General features: G+C 60.5%; 17 protein-coding genes. 11 read left to right on the forward strand and 6 right to left on the reverse strand.

What is annotated here, in order from left to right; genetic code table 11:
* Nucleotides 1–162: 162 nt before the first annotated feature.
* The 3 genes from gntR to gntK all read left to right on the forward strand — a co-directional run bounded on the left by gntR (nucleotide 163) and on the right by gntK (nucleotide 3,442).
* Complete coding sequence (gene gntR, locus FUU19_RS04640; RefSeq protein WP_197834631.1) at nucleotides 163–1,158, forward strand: gluconate operon transcriptional repressor GntR; 996 nt, start codon at nucleotides 163–165, stop codon at nucleotides 1,156–1,158.
* 340 nt (nucleotides 1,159–1,498) lie between these two features.
* Complete coding sequence (gntT, locus tag FUU19_RS04645) at nucleotides 1,499–2,815, forward strand: gluconate transporter (RefSeq protein ID WP_016930400.1); 1,317 nt, start codon at nucleotides 1,499–1,501, stop codon at nucleotides 2,813–2,815.
* A gap of 99 nt (nucleotides 2,816–2,914) precedes the next feature.
* Nucleotides 2,915–3,442 (forward strand): gluconokinase, encoded by a 528-nt coding sequence (gene gntK / locus FUU19_RS04650; RefSeq protein WP_033631893.1) that lies wholly within the window; start codon nucleotides 2,915–2,917, stop codon nucleotides 3,440–3,442.
* Between the two features lie 30 nt (nucleotides 3,443–3,472).
* On the opposite strand, the gene FUU19_RS04655 is transcribed toward gntK, so the two are convergent.
* The gene (locus FUU19_RS04655) at nucleotides 3,473–4,066 is read right to left on the reverse strand and encodes a YhgN family NAAT transporter (protein ID WP_004930825.1); all 594 of its coding nucleotides are present in this window, start codon (nucleotides 4,064–4,066) and stop codon (nucleotides 3,473–3,475) included.
* Between the two features lie 193 nt (nucleotides 4,067–4,259).
* Here FUU19_RS04655 and asd point away from each other — a divergent pair, with 193 nt between their 5' ends.
* The 8 genes from asd (at nucleotide 4,260) to glgP (ending at nucleotide 16,740) form a co-directional block, all read left to right on the forward strand.
* Nucleotides 4,260–5,363 (forward strand): aspartate-semialdehyde dehydrogenase, encoded by a 1,104-nt coding sequence (gene asd, locus FUU19_RS04660; RefSeq protein ID WP_049205578.1) that lies wholly within the window; start codon nucleotides 4,260–4,262, stop codon nucleotides 5,361–5,363.
* A 158-nt stretch (nucleotides 5,364–5,521) separates the two neighbouring features.
* Nucleotides 5,522–6,352 carry an RNase A-like domain-containing protein gene (locus FUU19_RS04665; protein ID WP_230489973.1) on the forward strand — a complete coding sequence of 277 codons (831 nt, stop codon included), beginning with the start codon at nucleotides 5,522–5,524 and terminating at the stop codon, nucleotides 6,350–6,352.
* Between the two features lie 8 nt (nucleotides 6,353–6,360).
* A complete protein-coding gene (locus tag FUU19_RS04670; RefSeq protein ID WP_230489974.1) occupies nucleotides 6,361–6,651 on the forward strand; it encodes a contact-dependent growth inhibition system immunity protein in 291 nt (96 codons plus the stop codon).
* A gap of 475 nt (nucleotides 6,652–7,126) precedes the next feature.
* The gene (gene glgB / locus FUU19_RS04675; protein ID WP_141972097.1) at nucleotides 7,127–9,313 is read left to right on the forward strand and encodes a 1,4-alpha-glucan branching protein GlgB; all 2,187 of its coding nucleotides are present in this window, start codon (nucleotides 7,127–7,129) and stop codon (nucleotides 9,311–9,313) included.
* Complete coding sequence (gene glgX / locus FUU19_RS04680; RefSeq protein ID WP_230489975.1) at nucleotides 9,310–11,292, forward strand: glycogen debranching protein GlgX; 1,983 nt, start codon at nucleotides 9,310–9,312, stop codon at nucleotides 11,290–11,292. The genes glgB and glgX overlap by 4 nt, the downstream gene beginning before the upstream one ends.
* Nucleotides 11,293–11,307: 15 nt before the next feature.
* On the forward strand, nucleotides 11,308–12,585 hold the full coding sequence (gene glgC / locus FUU19_RS04685; RefSeq protein WP_004930810.1) for a glucose-1-phosphate adenylyltransferase: 1,278 nt from the start codon (nucleotides 11,308–11,310) through the stop codon (nucleotides 12,583–12,585).
* A gap of 135 nt (nucleotides 12,586–12,720) precedes the next feature.
* Nucleotides 12,721–14,151, forward strand: a complete 1,431-nt coding sequence (glgA, locus tag FUU19_RS04690) for a glycogen synthase GlgA (protein ID WP_141972101.1) — start codon at nucleotides 12,721–12,723, stop codon at nucleotides 14,149–14,151.
* A 141-nt stretch (nucleotides 14,152–14,292) separates the two neighbouring features.
* Nucleotides 14,293–16,740: a glycogen phosphorylase gene (glgP, locus tag FUU19_RS04695; RefSeq protein WP_197834518.1), complete on the forward strand. Its 2,448-nt coding sequence runs from the start codon at nucleotides 14,293–14,295 to the stop codon at nucleotides 16,738–16,740.
* Between the two features lie 61 nt (nucleotides 16,741–16,801).
* On the opposite strand, the gene glpD is transcribed toward glgP, so the two are convergent.
* From glpD to ulaR, 5 genes are all read right to left on the reverse strand, one after another.
* A complete protein-coding gene (gene glpD, locus FUU19_RS04700) occupies nucleotides 16,802–18,310 on the reverse strand; it encodes a glycerol-3-phosphate dehydrogenase (protein ID WP_141972105.1) in 1,509 nt (502 codons plus the stop codon).
* Between the two features lie 245 nt (nucleotides 18,311–18,555).
* Entirely contained in the window at nucleotides 18,556–19,314 is a 759-nt protein-coding gene (locus FUU19_RS04705) for a DeoR/GlpR family transcriptional regulator (protein ID WP_004930797.1), read from the reverse strand.
* Between the two features lie 50 nt (nucleotides 19,315–19,364).
* Nucleotides 19,365–20,201 carry a rhomboid family intramembrane serine protease GlpG gene (glpG, locus tag FUU19_RS04710; protein WP_141972107.1) on the reverse strand — a complete coding sequence of 279 codons (837 nt, stop codon included), beginning with the start codon at nucleotides 20,199–20,201 and terminating at the stop codon, nucleotides 19,365–19,367.
* Nucleotides 20,202–20,372: 171 nt separating this feature from the next.
* Nucleotides 20,373–20,699: a thiosulfate sulfurtransferase GlpE gene (glpE, locus tag FUU19_RS04715; protein WP_230489976.1), complete on the reverse strand. Its 327-nt coding sequence runs from the start codon at nucleotides 20,697–20,699 to the stop codon at nucleotides 20,373–20,375.
* 84 nt (nucleotides 20,700–20,783) lie between these two features.
* Nucleotides 20,784–21,539: an HTH-type transcriptional regulator UlaR gene (gene ulaR / locus FUU19_RS04720; protein WP_230489977.1), complete on the reverse strand. Its 756-nt coding sequence runs from the start codon at nucleotides 21,537–21,539 to the stop codon at nucleotides 20,784–20,786.
* Between the last annotated feature and the right edge of the window lie 96 nt (nucleotides 21,540–21,635).

The raw sequence follows: 21,635 nt of genomic DNA on the forward strand, positions 1-21,635 counted from the left end.
CAATCACAAAGGGGAAAAACCACGCTTTTTCCCCTTTGTCACCGTATGAAGGGCTCACGGTGTGAGCCCTTTTTGCGTTGGCCGTCGCATAACCGACAATATCGGCCCGCCGTTTTTTTTGCTAAAATGACTGCCCATTCACGGTTAGTCAGTTCATTGATAATGAAGAAAAAACGGCCGGTACTCCAGGATGTGGCGGACAAGGTGGGCGTGACCAAGATGACGGTGAGCCGTTATCTGCGCAATCCCGACCAGGTTTCCGCCGCCCTGCAGCAAAAAATCGCCGTCGCGCTGGATGAGCTGGGCTACATCCCCAACCGCGCGCCGGACATCCTCTCCAACGCCACCAGCCGGGCGATTGGCGTGCTGTTGCCGTCGTTGACCAACCAGGTGTTCGCCGAAGTGCTGCGCGGCATCGAAAGCGTGACCGACGCGCACAACTACCAGACCATGCTGGCGCACTATGGCTACCTGCCGGAGCGTGAAGAAGAGCGTCTGACCTCGCTGCTGTCTTACAATATCGACGGCCTGATCCTGTCTGAGCGCCATCACACGCCGCGCACCCTGAAAATGATCGAGGTGGCGGGCATTCCGGTGGTAGAGCTGATGGACTGCGTCTCGCCGTGCATCGATCTGGCGGTGGGCTTCAACAACTTCGAGGCGGCGCGCCAGATGACCCAGCAGATCATCGCGCACGGCCACCGTCACGTGGTCTATTTCGGCGCCCGCCAGGATGAACGTACCCTCATCAAGCAGCAGGGGTATGAGCAGGCGATGCGTGAATCCGGTCTGGAGCCGTACAGCATCATGACTGCGCGGTCTTCCTCCTATTCCGCCGGCGGTGAATTGCTGCGCGTGGCGCAGCGCGACTATCCGCAGATCGACAGTATCTTCTGCACCAACGATGACCTGGCGATCGGCGCGGCCTTCGAGTGCCAGCGGCAGGGGCTGTCGATCCCGCAGGATATGGCGATCGCCGGCTTCCACGGCCATGACATCGGCCAGGTGATGGTGCCGAAGCTGGCCAGCGTGCTGACGCCGCGTGAACGCATGGGGCAGATCGGCGCCGAGCGCTTGCTGGCCCGGCTGCGCGGCGAAACGGTGTGCCCGCGCATGGTGGACGTCGGTTTCACCGTGATCCCCGGCGGCAGTATCTGAGCCATTTTAACGTTATGTTTTAACACCCTTTCTTTTTGCAGCGCGCCCTGAGGCGCGCGGGTTATCCCGCCTGTAAGCCCTCTGCTCGTTGCTGACATAAGTTTGATCTCTGTCCCAGAACGCGAATTTTAGCCGCTTACCCGGTTCCGGCGCTCATGTTGTTACCGGTATCATGATACCGGTAACAACGAGTGTGCGGTCATCTTGCTGCAAGACTGAACCTCTGATTCAACAACACCTACAGCTCTTCTTAAACACCGGGAAAGAGCCTAAAAATAAAACAACCGCACGCTTTACGCCTATCGTAAAGAGAGTCGCGATAAAAGGTTGGAGAAAAACTATGCCATTAGTGATTGTTGCAGGCGGCGTAGCGCTGCTGCTGCTGCTGATGATCCGCTTCAAGCTGAACGGCTTTATCTCTCTGGTGCTGGTTGCCCTGGCGGTCGGGATTGCGCAGGGTATGCCGGTCGATAAGGTCATCGGCTCCATCAAGGCCGGCGTGGGCGGCACGCTGGGCAGCCTGGCGCTGATCATGGGCTTCGGCGCCATGCTCGGCAAGCTGCTGGCGGACTGCGGCGGCGCGCAGCGCATCGCCACCACGCTGATCGACAAGTTCGGTAGAAAACACATTCAATGGGCGGTGGTGCTGACCGGTTTCACCGTCGGCTTCGCGCTGTTCTACGAAGTGGGCTTCGTGCTGTTGCTGCCGCTGGTGTTCACCATCGCCGCCTCCGCACGTATTCCGCTGCTGTACGTCGGCGTGCCGATGGCCGCCGCGCTGTCGGTGACCCACGGCTTCCTGCCACCGCACCCAGGCCCGACCGCCATCGCCACCATCTTCCATGCCGACATGGGTAAAACCCTGTTGTACGGCACGCTGCTGGCGATCCCGACGGTGATCCTGGCCGGCCCGGTCTATGCCCGTTTCCTGAAAGGCATCGACAAGCCGGTGCCGGAAGGCCTGTACAACCCGAAAACCTTTACCGACGCGGAGATGCCGAGCTTTGGCGTCAGCGTTGCCACGTCGCTGGTGCCGGTGATCCTGATGGCGCTGCGCGCGGTGGCTGAAATGGTGTTGCCGAAGGGCCACAGCCTGCTGCGCTTCGCCGAGTTCTTCGGCGACCCGGTGATGGCGACCCTGATCGCCGTGCTGATCGCCATCTTCACCTTCGGCCTGAACCGCGGCCGCACCATGGATGAAGTGATGGGCACCATCACCGACTCGATTAAAATCATCGCCATGATGCTGTTGATCATCGGCGGCGGCGGCGCCTTCAAGCAGGTGCTGGTGGACAGCGGCGTCGAGCAGTACATCGCCGGCCTGATGGAGGGCAGCAACGTTTCGCCGATTCTGATGGCTTGGTCGATCGCCGCCGCGCTGCGTCTGGCGCTGGGGTCCGCCACCGTGGCGGCGATCACCGCCGGCGGCATCGTCGCGCCGCTGATCGCCACTACCGGCGTCAGCCCTGAGCTGATGGTGATTGCGGTCGGTTCCGGCAGCGTTATCTTCTCGCACGTTAACGATCCGGGCTTCTGGCTGTTCAAGGAGTACTTCAACCTGAGCATCATGGAAACCATCAAATCCTGGTCGGTGCTGGAAACCATCATCTCGGTGTGCGGCCTGGTGGGCTGCCTGCTGCTGGCGACGGTCGTATAATCTTTATCCGACGCCCTGCGGGGCGTCGGCGTTCCAGAGTATCTTTATCAGTTGGGACGCATTTGGCGCTCGCGCCAGTTCCCATAAGGGCATGACACAATGAGCAATCCGCAGAATCACGTATTTATCCTGATGGGCGTATCCGGCAGCGGCAAATCCGCCGTGGCCAGCGCCGTCGCCCACGAGGCCGAGGCCGCCATGCTGGACGGCGATTACCTGCATCCGCGCGCCAACATCAACAAAATGGCTGCCGGGCACGCGCTGGACGACAACGATCGCGCCCCGTGGCTGGCGGCCTTGAACGACGCCATCTTCGCCATGCAACGCACCAATCCCGTGTCGCTGCTGGTTTGCTCGGCGCTGAAAAAAAGCTATCGCGACCGCCTGCGTGAAGGAAATAGCAACCTGCATTTCCTCTACCTGAAAGGCGACAAGGCGGTGATCGAGGAACGCCTGAAGCAGCGCAAAGGTCACTTCTTCAAACCGCAGATGCTGGTTTCGCAGTTCGCCACGTTGGAAGAGCCGGGCGAGCAGGAGCCGGACGTGCAAGCGATCGACATCAACCAGCCGCTGGACGGCGTGGTCGCCGATACGCTCGCCTATATTCGCCGCGTTACCGCCCGCTAAGCGCAGGCCGTTGTCGGCGCCGCCAGGCGCCTACAGCTTCATGTAAGCCCGCACGCCGTCCAGGAACATCTGGGTCGACAGCATCACCAGAATCAGCCCCATCAACCGCTCCAGCGCGCTGACGCCTTTGCTGCCCAGCAGGCGCAGGAACAGGTTCGACATCAGTAAAATGGCCGCAGAGAGACCCCAGGCGATCAACAGCGCCGCCACCAGATGGGGCAGCTGATGCGGATACTGGTGCGACAGCAGCATCAGCGCTGCCAGAATCGACGGCCCGGCCACCAGTGGGATCGCCAGCGGCACCAGGAACGGTTCCTCGCCGGCGGACAGCCCGGAGCTGTTCCCCTCCTGCGTGGGGAAAATCATCTTGATGGCGATCAGAAACAGAATGATGCCGCCGGAAATGGAGACGGTTTCGGTGCGCAGATTGAGGAACGCCAGAATTTTCTCGCCGGCGAACAGGAAGATCAGCATCAGCAGCAGGGCGATCAGCAGCTCGCGGATCAGCACCACCCGGCGGCGGCGCGGCTCCAGATGCTTGAGCACCGACATGAAAATCGGCAGATTGCCCAGCGGATCCATAATTAAAAACAGCAATACCGTAGCGGAAATCATCTCTGTCATGGTGACCTCGTGATCGGGAAAACGCCTCGGCCTTTCCGGCCGCGTCCTTGCCTATAAGAAGGATTGCTGAGAAATCCTCAGCCATCGAATAAATTCACTTTGCGCCCGCGCCGACATTTTGTAAGGTGAGGAGATATTGCACACAACTCGTTATCACCTATATAAGCCCTTATCCGGGCGGGACACAGATATTATGAAAAACGTTGGTTTCATCGGTTGGCGCGGAATGGTCGGCTCGGTTCTCATGCAACGCATGACGGAAGAGCGCGATTTCGACGCCATTCGCCCGGTCTTTTTCTCCACCTCGCAGCACGGTTCTGCCGCGCCGGCCTTCGGCGGCCAGCAAGGCACGCTGCAGGATGCGTATGACATCGACGCACTGAGCGCGCTCGATATCATTATTACCTGTCAGGGCGGCGATTATACCAACGAAGTGTATCCTAAGCTGCGCGCCAGCGGTTGGCAGGGTTACTGGATCGACGCGGCCTCGTCGCTGCGCATGCAGGACGACGCCATCATCATCCTGGATCCGGTCAACCACGCGGTGATTCAGCAGGGCCTGGACAAGGGCATCAAAACCTTCGTTGGCGGCAACTGCACCGTCAGCCTGATGCTGATGTCGCTCGGCGGCCTGTTCGCCAACGATCTGGTGGAATGGGCGTCGGTCGCCACCTACCAGGCGGCCTCCGGCGGCGGCGCGCGCCACATGCGCGAACTGCTGACTCAAATGGGCATGCTGCATGCCGACGTGGCGAAAGAGCTGCAGGACCCGGCTTCCGCCATTCTGGATATCGAGCGCAAGGTGACCGAAGCCACCCGCAGCGGCAAACTGCCGACCGATAACTTCGGCGTGCCGCTGGCCGGCAGCCTGATCCCGTGGATCGACAAGCAGCTCGACAACGGCCAGAGCCGTGAAGAGTGGAAAGGTCAGGCGGAAACCAACAAGATTCTGAATACCGGCAGCGTGATCCCGGTCGATGGCCTGTGCGTGCGCGTCGGCGCGCTGCGCTGCCACAGCCAGGCGTTCACCCTGAAGCTGAAAAAAGACGTGTCGCTGCCGGACATCGAGCAGATGCTGGCGACGCACAACGACTGGGTGCGCGTGATCCCGAACGACCGCGAGCTGACCATGCGCGAACTGACGCCGGCGGCGGTGACCGGTACGCTGAATACGCCGGTCGGCCGTCTGCGCAAGCTGAACATGGGGCCGGAGTACCTGTCGGCGTTCACCGTGGGCGACCAGCTGCTGTGGGGCGCGGCCGAGCCGCTGCGCCGCATGCTGCGTATCCTGTTGTAAACCCCACTCGCCAGTTCATCTGTAGTATTTCAAAGCCCGCTTATTGCGGGCTTTTTCATATGAGTTGGGTCATGTCGGTATTGTCTGAGTGTGGTTACAAGTTAACCTGTGCTGTGGTATTTATAAACGCATTGTCTACATAGCGCAGGTATAGGGATATGATCTCCAACGAAGGATTGCAGGTTGCGCTTTCGCCCGTGCAGCTAGCGGCCGTGATATCGGATAGCACGGTCACAGAAGGGGAAACCTGGAGTAATCGGCTCATGGGGGGGCTGGGTTTGGCGGGGGGAGTCGTCGAACTTCTTGGGGCTGGGGTTATGTGCTATGCACCTGACCCAACATTGTTAACCAAAGTGGGATGCGTGGTCGTAGGTACTCACAGTATGGATAGCATAAAAACCGCTTCAAATCAGATCATTACCGGTCGATCATTTACGACAGATACTTACAAGTCGGCGGTTTTGCTGGCTCAGATGCTGGGGGCCGACGAGGATACGGCCTACAACGTCGGTTTAACGGTAGATATTGCCGTTCCTTTGGTGTTTGCAAGCGCTTTAGGCGTTGCGCGCGTGGCTTCCGTTCGGGTGGGGCAACTAAAATTGCTTGAGCACGAGTCTATAGCCGGTGCCAAAGGCGGCGGGCACACCATTGCTAAGCATGTCGCTAAAAGCTCAGAGGAGTTGTTGGAGCGCTTGGCAAAGAGCCCTGGTTTACAATCAGCCTCGACGTTTACAGATTTACGTACTGCTGAATACGCAATTAGTCGGGCGTTGAGAGTGAATCACTCGCTTATTAAGCACTGGGCGCAACAGCCTGCTTCGGCCAACGTGCTTGAACTCACGTATCAGGCGGGTAAAGCGGTTGGTTTTGGCTACAGGCAAGGAGGCGCAATTCAATTAACGTCCAACAGCGTGCGAGTTGTCTTGCTAAAGAAGATTTACAACGGTAAGCCATATTACATTTTAACCGCTTACCCCATTATCAGATAAGGGACCCTATGGGCTTTTCAGTCGCTAATCTCGGTACACTTGTGCGTGTTTTTTTTGGGCAAGATTATGATTTATTTGGAGAGTCTGTAGAAGAGATCCTGGCCTCTTATCGGGAGACGGAAAATACCGCGACAGTGAGAAAAACCGTCGATGAAGCCCGAGTGTTGCTGGCGCAATATCCTGAGGAACAACAGCTTGAACTTGCTGTTGCTGAACTTGCTGATGGGGAGTTTGCACCAGCTCCATGGGGATACACAGCGCGATCGTTTCTTGAGAAGGTGATCTCTGCTTTGGAATAGGCGATACCTTCTGCTTCTGTACTTTGTTGTAAACCCGTACTTCCTGGGGGCTGGCTGATTTCAGCCCCCTAAAGCCTTATTTTCCGCCTTTTTGTTCGCCGCGCACCGCGTCGGGCAACGTCACCGCAAGCTTCGTTTCACTGGGCTGTACCCCGCATATCCCCTCGTCAGCCGCCGCATTCAGACGCCGCCGGGCTGGCAGTTTTCTTAATGAAGAATTTTCCTGAGCAATGCTGAGCAGTTTTTAACAGACATTGGCTATGCTTAACGCATGGGTGGACAATTTTTCACCATGACTGAAATATTTCAAAAAATAAGCATAAAGAGCGAAATTCAGGTCGGCAGAGTAAAGATTGGTCAATAACCGACCGCAATCACGCTTTAGAGTCCGAATGCATTGCATGATGACCAAAACGGCCAAGGAATAACCAACAAGCCGTGCTTAGATCATGCTGTTAATCTAAGGAAGAAGACTATGCCTGTACTTCCCGATCGTGACGTGATTGATCAGATCATCTCCGGCCATTACGCCGATCCCTTTGCTCTGCTTGGTATGCATGCGACCGATAACGGCCTGCAGGTGCGTGCGCTGTTGCCGGACGCCGGCGCAGTCTGGCTGGTAGAACAGCAAACCGGCCGGCGGCTGGTTCAGCTGAACTGCGACGATCCGCGCGGTTTCTTCAGCGCCGTGGTGCCGCGGCGAAAAAATCCTTTCCGCTATCAGCTGCAGGTCAGCTGGCGCGATCATCAACAGATCGTTGACGATCCCTACCGGTTTGGCCCGCTGCTGCAGGATATCGACAGCTGGCTGCTGGCCGAGGGCACGCACCTGCGCCCCTATGAACGCCTGGGTGCCCACCTCGCCACGCTGGATGACGTCGACGGCGTCAGTTTTGCCGTCTGGGCGCCCAATGCCCAGCGCGTCTCGGTGGTGGGGGAGTTCAACTTCTGGGACGGCCGCCGCCATCCGATGCGTCTGCGGCGTGAAAACGGCATCTGGGAGCTGTTCCTGCCCGGTGTGCGGGCCGGCCAGCTGTATAAATATGAAATCGTCGATTGCTACGGTAATACCCAGCTGAAAGCCGATCCTTACGCCTTCGAGGCGCAGATGCGCCCGGACACCGCCTCGCTGGTGGCGCCGCTGCCTGAGAGAGTGCCGTCGACGCAGGCGCGCTGCCGTGCCAACGATTTTGACCAGCCGATCGCCATCTACGAGGTGCATCTCGGCTCGTGGCGTCGCCACACCGACAACCACTTCTGGCTCAGCTACGGCGAGCTGGCGGTGCAGCTTATCGACTATGTGAAGGACATGGGATTCACCCATATCGAGCTGCTGCCGATCAACGAGCACCCGTTCGACGGCAGTTGGGGCTATCAGCCGCTGGGGCTGTATGCGCCGACCCGGCGCTTCGGCACGCCGGCCGATTTCAGGGCGTTCGTGGCGGCGGCGCATGAGGCGGGCATCAACGTGATCCTCGACTGGGTGCCGGGGCACTTCCCGAGCGACGCCTACGGCCTGGCGAATTTCGACGGCACCGCGCTGTACGAATACGCCGATCCGCGCGAGGGCTATCATCAGGACTGGAATACGCTGATCTACAACTACGGCCGTCACGAGGTGCGCAACTACCTGGCGGGCAACGCGCTGTATTGGCTGGAGCGTTTCGGTATCGATGCGCTGCGGGTCGATGCGGTGGCGTCGATGATCTATCGCGACTACAGCCGCGCCGACGGCGAGTGGGTGCCGAATTACTACGGCGGCAACGAGAACCTGGAGGCGATCGCCTTCCTGCGTTATACCAACCAGACTATTGGCCAGGCGCAGCCGGGCGCGGTGACGCTGGCGGAAGAGTCCACCGACTATCCCGGCGTCACCCTGCCGCCGGACGCCAACGGTCTTGGGTTCCACTACAAATGGAACCTCGGCTGGATGCACGACACGCTCAATTACATGAAGTGCGATCCGGTGCACCGCAAGTATCACCACAACCAGATGACCTTCGGCATGCTGTATGCCTATACCGAGAACTTCGTGTTGCCTATCTCGCACGATGAAGTGGTGCACGGCAAAAAATCGGTCCTCGACCGCATGCCAGGCGACGCCTGGCAAAAGTTCGCCAACCTGCGCGCCTATTACGGGTTTATGTGGGCGCATCCGGGCAAAAAGCTGCTGTTTATGGGCTGCGAGTTCGCGCAGGGGCGCGAGTGGAATTTCGATACCAGCCTCGACTGGCATTTGCTGGAGGGGTTGGATAACTGGCACAACGGCGTGCAGCGGCTGGTGCGCGATCTGAACCATTGCTACCGGCAGCAGGCGCCGCTGTACGAGCGGGACTATCGCCCGGATGGCTTCGAGTGGCTGGTGGTCGACGATCACGACAACTCGGTGTTCGCTTTCGCGCGCTACGATTCGCAGGGCAATGAGCTGATCGCCATCAGCAACTTTACCCCGGTGCCGCGCTACCGCTACCGCATCGGCCTCTCGCGCGCCGGCGACTACCGCGAGATCCTCAATACCGATTCGCACCACTATCACGGCAGCAACGCCGGCAATCAGGGGCAGGTCTCTTCCGAAGCGGTCGGCAGCCACGGCCGCGACTTTTCCATCTGCGTGACGCTGCCGCCGCTGGCGACCATTTATTTGCTGCGGGAGGCGTCATGACGGAGCTGACAGCCGGCCTCGCCGCGCCGCTGGGCGCGCATTACGACGGCGAAGGCATCAACTTTACCCTGTACTCGGCGCACGCCGAGCGGGTGGAGCTGTGCCTGTTCGACGGCCAGCAGCGTGAGGTGCGCCTGCCGCTGCCGGCGCGCAGCGGCGATATCTGGCATGGCTATTTGCCGGGCGGTAAGCCGGGACAACGTTACGGTTACCGGGTCTACGGCCCGTTCGACCCGGCAAATGGACAGCGTTTCAACCCCAACAAGCTGGCGCTCGATCCGGCCGCGCGCGCGGTGGAAGGGCCGGTGGGGGACCACCCGCACCTGCACGGTGGTTACGATCAGCCGGACCCGCACGACAGCGCCGAGCTGATGCCGAAATGTGTGGTGGTGGACGAACGGTACGACTGGCAGGACGATCGCCCGCCTGCCACGCCCTGGGGGCAGACGGTGATTTACGAAGCGCACGTGCGCGGCCTGACGCTGCTGCACCCGAAGATCCCGCCGGCGCTGCGCGGCAGCTTCGCCGCATTGGGGCACCCGGCGATGATCGCCCACTTCAAACGCCTCGGCATCACCGCGCTGGAACTGCTGCCGGTGCAGCAACATACCTCCGAACCGCGCCTGCAGCGGCTGGGGCTGATCAACTACTGGGGCTATAACGTGCTGGCGCCCTATGCGCCGGACAACCGCTACGCCAGCCTGAGCACCGAGGGCACGCCGCTGAACGAATTTCGCGATGCGGTCAAGGCGCTGCACCAAGCCGGCATCGAGGTGATCCTCGACGTGGTGTTTAACCACAGCGCCGAGCTGGACAGGGACGGACCGATGCTGTCGCTGAGCGGCATCGATAACCTGAGCTACTACTGGCTGACGCCCGAAGGGGACTACGTCAACGACACCGGCTGCGGCAACACCCTGCGATTGGATCAGCCGCAGGGCGTGGCCTGGGTGATGGATTGCCTGCGTTTTTGGGTGCGGGAGTGCCACGTCGACGGCTTCCGTTTCGATCTGGGCAGCGTGCTCGGCCGCACGCCGGGGTTCGATCGTGATGCGCCGCTGTTCCAGGCGATGCTGGCGGACGATGTGCTGTCGCGCTGCAAGCTGATCGCCGAACCTTGGGACGTTGGCCCCGGCGGCTATCAGGTGGGGGCGTTCCCCGGGCGTTTCGCCGAATGGAACGACCATTATCGCGACGACATGCGCCGTTTCTGGCTGCAGAGCGGCGTGTCGCTCGGCCAGTTCGCCCGGCGTTTTGCCGCCTCCAGCGATGTGTACAACCAGCGCGGGCGGGCGCCTTACGCCACCGTCAACATGCTGACTGCTCATGACGGTTTTACCCTGCAGGACGTGGTCAGCTTCAACGAGAAACACAATCAGCCGAACGGCGAAGGCAACCGCGACGGCAGCGATCGCAATTTCAGCAACAACCACGGCGTGGAAGGCCTGGTCGCCGACGACGCCATTGTGCAACGCCGCAGGGCCAGCCAGCGGGCGATGCTCGCTACGCTGTTGCTGTCCCAGGGAACGCCGATGCTGCTGGCCGGCGATGAACAGGGACACAGCCAGCAGGGGAACAACAACGCCTATTGTCAGGACAACGCCACCACCTGGCTCGACTGGGCCACGGCGGACGACGCGCTGACCGATTACGTCGCGGCGCTGATCGCGCTGCGCCGCCAGATCCCCGCGTTGCAACAGGACCGCTGGTGGCAGCAGGACGACGGCAGCGTGCAGTGGCTGAACGCGCAAGGGCAGGCGCTCGACGCGCAGCAGTGGGAACAGGGCGAGCTGCGCATGCAGATCCTGCTGTCGCAGCGCTGGCTGCTGCTGGTCAACGCCACGCCGCAAACGGTGGAGATGAGGTTGCCGGAAGGCGATTGGCAGGTTGTCGCTCCGTTCACTCAGGAAGACTCACGGGCGGTGTTACCCGCCTGGCACCAGGCCGCGCGCTCGCTTTGCGTACTGGTACGGAAATAATAAAAGGAGTCCGCTATGGTTAGGTTTGAAAATAAAGACCCCCTGATGTTGGCGCGCCAGCTGCCGATTAAATCCGTAGCGCTGATCCTGGCCGGCGGCCGCGGCTCGCGCCTGAAAGATTTGACCTCCACCCGCGCCAAGCCCGCCGTCCACTTTGGCGGCAAATTCCGCATTATCGATTTCGCCCTGTCGAACTGCCTGAACTCCGGCATCCGCCGCATCGGCGTGATCACCCAATACCAGTCGCACACGCTGGTGCAGCACATCCAGCGCGGCTGGTCGTTTCTCAACGAGGAAATGAACGAGTTCGTCGACCTGCTGCCGGCCCAGCAGCGACTCAGCACCGAACATTGGTACAAAGGCACCGCCGATGCGGTGTACCAGAACCTGGACATCATCCGCCGCTATGAGGCCGAATACGTGGTGATCCTGGCGGGTGACCATATCTACAAGATGGATTACTCGCGCATGTTGATCGACCACGTCGAGAAGGGCGCTCAGTGCACCGTGGCCTGCCTGCCGGTACCGCGCAGCGAGGCCGGTGAATTCGGCGTGATGAAGGTGGATGAAAGCGACCGCATCATCGAGTTTCTGGAAAAACCCGCCGATCCGCCGGCGATGCCGGGCAACCCGGATATGTCGCTGGCCAGCATGGGCATCTATATTTTCAATGCCGCCTACCTGTTCCAGCTATTGGAAGAGGATATGTCGACCCCTGGCTCCAGCCACGACTTCGGCAAGGATCTGATCCCGAAAATCACCGCGCAGCAGGCGGCGTGGGCGCATCCGTTTACCTTGTCCTGCGTGACGTCCAACCCCGACCTGCCGCCGTACTGGCGCGACGTGGGCACGCTGGACGCCTACTGGCGCGCCAACCTCGATCTGGCGTCGGTAACGCCGGAGCTGGACATGTACGACCGCGCCTGGCCGATCCGCACCCACATGGAGCCGCTGCCGCCGGCCAAGTTCGTGCAGGATCGCTCCGGCAGCCACGGCATGACCATGAACTCGCTGGTGTCCGGCGGCTGTATCGTCTCGGGCTCGGTGGTGGTGCATTCGGTGCTGTTCCCGCGCGTGCGAGTGAACTCGTTTTGCACCATCGACTCTACCGTATTGTTGCCGGACGTGAACGTCGGCCGTTCCTGCCGCCTGCGGCGCTGCATCATCGACCGTGCCTGCCACATTCCGGAGGGCATGGTGATCGGGGAAAACGCCGATGAGGACAGCAAGCGTTTTTATCGCTCGGAAGGCGGCATCGTGCTGGTGACGCGCGAAATGTTGTCAAAATTGTGAGTTAACGTGGGCGGCAGAACGATAGCCTGCCGCCTGATGAACGGTTCGATGGCTTGCGCAACGCGGCAAACATAACAGCGGCAAGCCTGCTTTATTTCTTATCCAGAGGCCTTCGGCCGACTTTCAGGAGTGATAATGCAGGTCTTACACGTATGTTCTGAAATGTTCCCCCTGCTGAAAACGGGCGGACTCGCAGACGTGGTTGGCGCACTGCCGGCGGCGCAAATCGCCGAAGGCGCCGATGTTCGGGTGCTCTTACCCGCTTTCCCTGACGTACGCAACGGCATTCCGGACACCGTGCTGGTGGCGGAAATCGATTCGTTCGCCGGCCGGGTGGGCCTGCGTTACGGCACCTATCATGGCGTGGGCATTTACCTGATCGATGCGCCCTGGCTGTATGACCGGCCGGGCAGCCCGTACCACGACCAATCCATGTACGCCTACCCCGACAATCACCGCCGCTTTGCGCTGCTAGGCTGGATGGCCTGCGAGCTGGCCAAGGGGCTGGATCGCTACTGGCGCCCGCAGCTGGTGCACGCCCACGACTGGCACGCCGGCCTGAGCTGCGCCTATCTGGCCGCCAACGGCCACCCGGCGCGTTCGGTGTTCACCGTACACAACCTGGCCTATCAGGGGCTGTTCTCCGGCCATCACGTGACCGAGCTGTGGCTGCCGGCGTCGTTTTACGATGTCTACGGCCTGGAGTTTTACGGCCAGATGTCGTTCCTCAAGGCCGGGCTGTTTTATGCCGACCATGTGACCGCCGTCAGCCCGACCTATGCGCGCGAGATCACCCGGCCGGAGTTCGGCTACGGCATGGAGGGGCTGCTGCAGGAACGGCAGCGGCAGGGGAGGCTGAGCGGCATCCTCAACGGGGTGGACGACAAGATTTGGGATCCGGCCCACGACCCGCGGCTGAGTACCCGCTACGACGCCGACGATCTGAAAAGCAAGGTCAAAAACAAGCTGCATCTGCAAAAGGCCATGGGGCTGAAGGTGGACGAATCGCTGCCGGTGTTCGCGGTGGTGAGCCGGTTGACCAGCCAAAAAGGCCTGGATCTGGTGCTGCAGGCGTTGCCTGAACTGCTGGCGCAGGGCGGGCAGCTGGCGCTGCTGGGCGCCGGCGACGCGGTGCTGCAACAGGCGTTTCTGGCCGCCGCCGCCGATTATCCCGAGCAGGTTGGCGTGCAGATCGGCTACCACGAATCCTTCTCCCACCGCATCATCGGCGGCGCCGACGTGATTCTGGTGCCGAGCCGCTTCGAGCCCTGCGGCCTGACGCAGCTCTACGGCCTGAAGTACGGCACGCTGCCGCTGGTGCGCCGCACCGGCGGGCTGGCGGACACGGTGGTGGACTGCGCGCTGGAGAACCTGGCCGACGGCACCGCCAGCGGATTCGTGTTCGACGATTGCGACGCCGTTGCGCTGGGCAACGCCATCCGCCGCGCCATGGTGCTGTGGAGCCGGCCGAAACACTGGCGCCACGTTCAGCGTCACGCCATGAGCGTGGACTTTGGCTGGCCGGTGGCGGCGAAAGAGTATTTATCGCTTTATCAACGTTTGTAGCCCGCGTTTCGCGTCTCGGGTTGACGCACGGCGGGCAGCCGTAAGGGTAGATTGTCGGGGCGCGGCGTACCGCGTCCATGTTCAGCGGAGCCCGCTATTCCGCGGCGAATGGCGGGGCTCCCTACAAGGGATTAAAAAGCCATGACTTCACCGTTTAGTTACACCTCACCTACGGTCAGTGTGGAAGCGCTGAAACACTCCATCGCCTATAAGCTGATGTTTATCGTCGGCAAGGATCCGGCCATCGCCAACCGGCACGATTGGCTGAACGCCGTGCTGTTCGCGGTGCGCGATCGCATGGTGGAGCGCTGGCTGCGCTCCAACCGCGCCCAGCTGTCGCAGGACGTGCGGCAGGTGTATTACCTGTCGATGGAGTTCCTGATCGGCCGCACCCTGTCGAACGCGCTGCTGTCGATGGGCATCTATCAGGATATCGACAACGCGCTCAACGAGATGGGGCTGAACCTGGCGGAGCTGCTGGAGGAGGAGAACGACCCCGGCCTCGGCAACGGCGGTCTGGGCCGGCTGGCGGCCTGCTTCCTCGACTCGCTGGCCACGCTGGCGCTGCCGGGGCGCGGCTACGGTATTCGCTATGAATACGGCATGTTCAAGCAGAACATCGTCAACGGCCAACAGATGGAGTCGCCGGACTACTGGCTCGAGTACGGCAATCCGTGGGAGTTTCCGCGCCATAACACCCGCTACAAGGTGCGCTTCGGCGGCCGCGTGCAGCAGGAGGGTGCCAAGGCGCGCTGGCTGGAGACCGAAGAGGTCGTGGCCATCGCTTACGATCAGGTGATCCCCGGCTTCGACACCGACGCCACCAACACCCTGCGGTTGTGGGGCGCGCAGGCCAGTAATGAGATCAACCTCGGTAAGTTCAACCAGGGCGATTACTTCGCCGCGGTGGAGGATAAAAACCACTCGGAGAACGTGTCGCGCGTGTTGTATCCGGACGACTCGACCTCCTCCGGGCGCGAGCTGCGGCTGCGGCAGGAGTATTTCCTGGTGTCGGCCACGGTGCAGGACATCCTCAACCGCCATTGGCTGATGCACAAAACCTTCGACAACCTGGCGGACAAGATCGCCATTCACCTCAATGACACCCACCCGGTATTGTCGATTCCCGAGCTGATGCACCGGCTGATCGACGAGCACAAATTCAAGTGGCTCGACGCCTGGGAAGTGGTGGAACAGGTGTTCTCTTACACCAACCACACGCTGATGAGCGAGGCGCTGGAAACCTGGCCGCTGGACATGATAGGCCGCATCTTGCCGCGCCATTTGCAGCTGATTTTCGAAATCAACGATCACTTCCTCAAGATGGTGCAGGAAGTGGCGCCGGGCGACAACGACCTGCTGGCGCGGGTCTCGATTATCGACGAAACCAACGGCCGCCGGGTGCGCATGGCGTGGCTGGCGGTGGTGGCCAGCCACAAGGTCAACGGCGTTTCCGCCCTGCATTCCGAACTGATGGTGCAGTCGCTGTTTGCCGACTTCGCCCGGCTGTTCCCCAATCGTTTCTGCAACAAAACCAATGGAGTGACGCCGCGTCGTTGGTTGGCGTTGGCCAACCCGCCGCTGGCGGCGGTGCTGGACGACTGCATCGGCCAAACCTGGCGCACCGATCTCAGCCAGCTGAGCGAGATCCAGGCCAATATCGATTACCCGAGCTTCCTGCAGGCGGTACAGCGCGCCAAGCGGCAGAACAAGGAGCGGCTGGCGTTGTACATCGCTAAAACGCTCAACGTGGTGGTCAACCCGGACGCGTTGTTCGACGTGCAGATCAAGCGCATCCACGAGTACAAACGGCAGCTGCTCAACGTGCTGCACGTCATCACGCTGTATAACCGTTTGCTGGACGATCCGGAGATCGAGCGCGTGCCGCGGGTGGTGATCTTCGCCGGCAAGGCGGCCTCGGCCTACTATGCCGCCAAGCAGATCATTCGCTTGATCAACGACGTGGCCAAAGTGATCAACAACGATCCGCGTGTGCATACCCAGCTGAAGGTGGTGTTCATTCCGAACTACGGCGTCAGCCTGGCGCAGATCATTATCCCGGCGGCGGATCTGTCGGAGCAGATCTCGCTGGCGGGCACCGAGGCCTCGGGCACCAGCAATATGAAGTTCGCGCTGAACGGCGCGCTGACCATCGGCACGCTGGACGGCGCCAACGTCGAGATGCGCGAGCACGTGGGGGAGGAGAACATCTTTATCTTCGGCAATACCGCCGAGCAGGTCGAGGAGCTGCGCCGCAACGGTTACAACCCGCGCCAGTACTATGAGCAAGACCCAGAGTTGCATCAGGCGCTGACGCAGATCGCCACCGGCGTGTTCAGCCCGGAAGAGCCGAAACGCTATGGCAATTTGTTCGACTCGCTGGTCAACCTCGGCGACCACTATCAGCTGTTGGCGGATTACCGCAGCTATGTGGACACGCAGGATAAGGTGGACGAGGTCTATCTCAATCAGGACGAATGGACGCGGCGCGCGGTGCTGAATATCGCCAACATGGGCTACTTCTCATCCGATCGCACCATTCAGGAATACGCGGATGAAATCTGGCACATTAAGCCGGTGAAGCTGTAAACGTGCGGGGAAAAGCAAAGAAAAGGGCCGGATAACCGGCCCTTTTTCGTTACGCTGCGGCTCAGGAAGCCAGAGACAGCGCTTTCGTTTTCGCGTGTTCTGCCAGCCAGGCTTTCACTCGCGCCTGCTGCGCTTCGTCCAGCCACATACCCAGCTTGGTGCGGCGCCAGATGGCGTCGGCCAGCTCTACGACCCACTCTTTCTCGGTCAGGTAGCGCAGCTCGGCTTCATACAGACCGTGGCCGAAATCTTCGCCCAGATCGGCGAGGCCGTTGGCGCCGGCCAGGATCAGCTCGCTCTGGCTGCCGTAGGTGCGGGCATAGCGGCGCGCCAGGGCTTCCGGCAGCCAGCCGTGCGCACGGCGCAGTTTGGCCGCGTAGCTGTCGCGGTCGCCTTCGATGTCACCGCCCGGCAGCGTGGCGTTTTTGGTCCACGCCGGGCCGCAGCCTGGGTAGTAGTGGGCCAGTTTTTCCATCGCATGTTCGGCCAGCTTGCGGTAGGTGGTCAGCTTGCCGCCGAAGACCGACAGCAGCGGCGCCTTGCCTTGTTCGTCGTGCACGTCCAGCGTGTAATCGCGGGTGATCGCCTGCGGTGAATCGGATTCGTCGTCGCACAGCGGACGCACGCCGGAGTAAGTCCAGACGATGTCGTCGCGGCCCAGCTGCTTCTTGAAGTGATCGTTGTACACTTTCAGCAGATAAGCGATTTCGTTCTCGTCGATCTTCACGTCCTTCGGATCGCCTTTGTACTCCACGTCGGTGGTACCGATGATGGAGAACTCGTCATTCCACGGGATCACGAACACGATGCGGTGGTCTTCGTTCTGCAGAATGTAAGACTGCGGCTGATCGTGCACGCGCGGCACCACAATGTGGCTGCCTTTAATCAGACGGATGCCGTAAGGCGATTTCAGCTTCAGGCCGTCGTCGAAGAAGTTTTTCACCCACGGGCCGGTGGCGTTCACCAGGCCTTTGGCGCGCCAGGTGAAGGTTTTGCCGCTGTCGATATCGACCGCTTCCACCATCCACAGGCCGTTTTCACGCCATGCGCGGGTCACTTTGGTGCGGGTGCGCACTTCGCCGCCGCGTTTTTCCACTTCCTGCGCGTTCAGCACGACCAGGCGAGCATCGTCAACCCAGCAGTCGGAATATTCGAAACCGCGCTTCAGTTCTGGCTTCAGCACCGACTCTGGTCCAAAGCGCAAACCCTTGCTGCCCGGCAGGCTGGTGCGTTTGCCCAGGTGATCGTACAGGAACAGGCCGATACGGATCATCCAGGCCGGACGCAGGTGCGGCTGGTGCGGCAGGCGGAAACGCATCGGGAACGCGATGTGTGGCGCCAGCTTCAGCAGCACTTCACGCTCGGCCAGCGCTTCGCTCACCAGACGGAATTCGTAGTGTTCCAGGTAGCGCAGGCCACCGTGGATCAGTTTGGAACTGGCGGAAGACGTAGCACAGGCCAAGTCTTGCGCTTCCAGTAGCAGTACCGACAGCCCGCGCCCGGCAGCATCCGCCGCGATGCCGGCACCGTTGATGCCGCCACCGATAACGATCAAGTCTTTGGTTTCCACGTCATCTTCCTCCAGATGTTCGAAATAGCTCTTTCATGTTCGTTTTCGCTCATGATTGTAATCAAAAACCAACAGGCAAGCCAAGACTTAACCAAACAAAAACATTTAGGCGTGATAGAGGTAACAGTTTGGTGATGATAGTCACATAAATGATATGGATATGGCGCGAGCGCGCAAACGGCTGTCGATAAGGGGGGCACGGGCAGGAAACGGGGCGGCGGCGCGCCCCGCAGGTTAACAGCGGATCAGCACAGTTCCAGCTGCACGTCGTACTGTTCGATGATTTTCATCACGCTCGGCGGCGGTAACTGATCGGTAAACAGGTAGTCGATCAGATTCATGTTGCCCAGGTTGACCATGGCGTTGCGGCCGAATTTGGAGTGGTCGGTCACCAGCATCACACAGCGGGAATTTTCGATAATCGCGCGTTTGGTGCGCACTTCGTGATAGTCGAATTCGAGCAGCGAGCCGTCCATATCGATGCCGCTGATGCCGAGAATGCCGTAATCGAGACGGAATTGAGAGATGAAGTCCAGGGTGGCTTCGCCCATGATGCCGCCGTCGCGGGTGCGCACTTCGCCGCCGGCCAGGATCAGGCGGAAGTCTTCCTTGGCGGTCAGCAGGGTGGCGACGTTGAGGTTGTTGGTGACCACGCGCAGGTTCTTGTGGTTCATCAGCGCATGGGCCACCGCTTCCGGCGTGGTGCCAATATCGATGAACAGCGTGGCGCCGTCCGGGATCTGGCTGGCGACGCGCTGCGCGATGCGGGCTTTCTCTTCCGACCACATTACCTTGCGATCGTTATAGGCAGCGTTGACCGAGCTGGAAGGCAGCGCCGCGCCGCCGTGGTGACGCTGGATCTTGTTCTGGTCGGCCAGGTCATTCAAATCGCGGCGAATCGTTTGCGGGCTGACGTCAAAATGTTCGACCAGCTCTTCCGTGCTGACGTAACCCTGCAGGCGCACCAGTTCGATAATTGCGTCATGACGCTGTGTTTGCTTCACGATAATCCCCTAAAACGCCCGCTATGCCCGCTGGACACAGCTCCCGGCTGTTATTGTTCGTTGTGTGCGCGATGACGCGTATCCCAAAATGCCATCAATAACCCTAACACTAAACCGGCTACGTGTGCCGCGTTGGCGATCGACATTCCTAAAATATCGAAATATCCGGCCACCAGCCACAGCACCGAGAACACCATCAGGCCGCGCGGCAGCATCAGGCCGCGCTCCGGCGCCCGTTCACCCGTCAGCCACACATAGCCCATCAGCGCATAGACCACGCCGGAAAGCCCGCCGAACAGCGCGCCGCTGAACAGCGACTGTGCCCAGCCGCTGAAGAAGGCCGACACTACCGCCAGCACGAACAGCTTGCCGGCGCCGAGGCGTTTTTCCATCTGGCCGCCGAGATACCACCACCACATCAGGTTAAACAGAATATGCAGCAGGGAGAAGTGCAGGAACGCATGGCTGACCCAGCGCCACAGCTGCGTGTATTGGCTGCTGTCTTGCGGCCAGGAGAGCCAGTACATCACGGTATCGTCACCCAGCGCCTGCATCAGGATGTAGACCGCGATGCACAGTACCATCACGCCGAGCGTCAGCGGCCCGGCCTTGCTGCGTAGGGTGTGCAGGTAGGATTCGCTCTGATAGTGCAGGCCGGCGTCGGTATGGCCGGTCTGCCAACTGGCGGCCTGATAACGGCGGTTGAGCGGATCGACCAGAAACTGCTGCAGCTCGTGTTGCACCTGCTCGAGGTGGCTGTCGTCGGCCAGCCAGATTTCCGCCGCCTCGCCGCTGTTGCGCAGCTCAAGCCGGATGCCCTGGGTCGCCATATAGTCGACAAAGGCCAGCGCCAGGCGCGGGTTGGATATGGCGATTACTCTAACCATTGCTCTTCCGTCGTAAGTGAATGATTTTGGCCGCGGCTTGCTCGCCGATGACCCTGACGGCCGATTATAACGTCGAAATCCTGAGCGCTGGCAAACGGATCTGCGAAAAACCCGCGAAAACGCGCATAAAATCGAAGGGAAAGCCCGCCGATGCGCAGCGGGCGGCGGGGATCAGGCAGAGGTTTCCACGTCTTGCGGGTACTGGCGGGCCCAGGCTTCGAAACCGCCGTCGATGCTGTAGACCGCGTCGAACCCCTGGTGCAGCAGGTATTGCGCCGCGCTGCGGCTGCTGTTGCCGTGGTAGCACATCACCATCACCGGCCGCTCGAAGTCGTTTTGCTGCATAAAGGCCGACAGGGTGGCGTTGGTGAGGTGAAAGGCGCCCGGCGTATGCCCGGCTTCAAAACTTTGCGGATCGCGGATGTCGACCAGGGCGGTGCTGCCCTCTTTCCAGCGGGTGTACGCCTGCTCAACGTTGATCGCTTCGAACTGTTCCATACTGCTGACTGCCTCGTAATTGGGGGACGCCGCTATTGTAACCAACTCGGCGGCGTTTAAGACCAGAGCAAGGTTGTGGTTTTGTCACACCAGCAGCACTTCTACCCCTTGTTGACGCAGTTGCTCAACGATCGCCGGATCGGCGGCGCGGCCGGTGATCACCATAGCGATTTGCTCGGTGCGGCTGAACAGCATGCCGGCCCGTTGGCCGACTTTGCTGCTGTCGACCAGCACCACCAGTTTACCGACGTAGTTGAGCATCTTCTGTTCTGCCATCGCGGTCAGCATATCGGTTTTATACAGACCGTCAGCGGTGAGGCCGATACCGCTGGTGAACATCCAGTGCCCGGCGTACAGGGTTGCGTCGCCGTCCTGAGGTGCCAGGGTAATCGACAGAGTCTTGTTGTACTGGCCTCCCATGATCACCACGCTGTCGTGTTCCTGATCGATCAGGTAATTGGCCAGCGGCAGGTAATTGGTGATCACCTGAACCGGCTTGCCGCAAATTTCACGGCCCAACAGAAATGCGGTGGAGCCGCAGTTGATCACCACGCTTTCACCCGGCTGACAGAGCTGTGCCGCGGCCGCCGCAATGCGCATTTTTTCATCGAGGTGCTGGGTTTGGTGGATATTGAGTGGCGTCCAGGCCGGACGCGGAGTTTGTGTGGCTTCGGCGCCGTTGCGTACTTTGCGCAATTTGCCGATTTCATTCAGCTTGTTGATGTCCCGGCGCGCGGTGGCCGGAGAGATGTCAAACGCCGCGATGACGTCCGCCACGGAGATTTGCCCCTTGCGCTGCAAGAGATCGAGAATGGCGTTGTGGCGTTGGGACTCTGTCATGCGGGCTCCGTCGGAGAGAGAAAACGTCGTTGCCTATGATTATATGCGCGCCGTTTGACGATTTGAATCATTCCCGTTCAAAAGCGCGCATCCGTA

It is taken from the genome of Serratia montpellierensis (assembly GCF_020858655.1).
Classification (GTDB): domain Bacteria; phylum Pseudomonadota; class Gammaproteobacteria; order Enterobacterales; family Enterobacteriaceae; genus Serratia; species Serratia montpellierensis.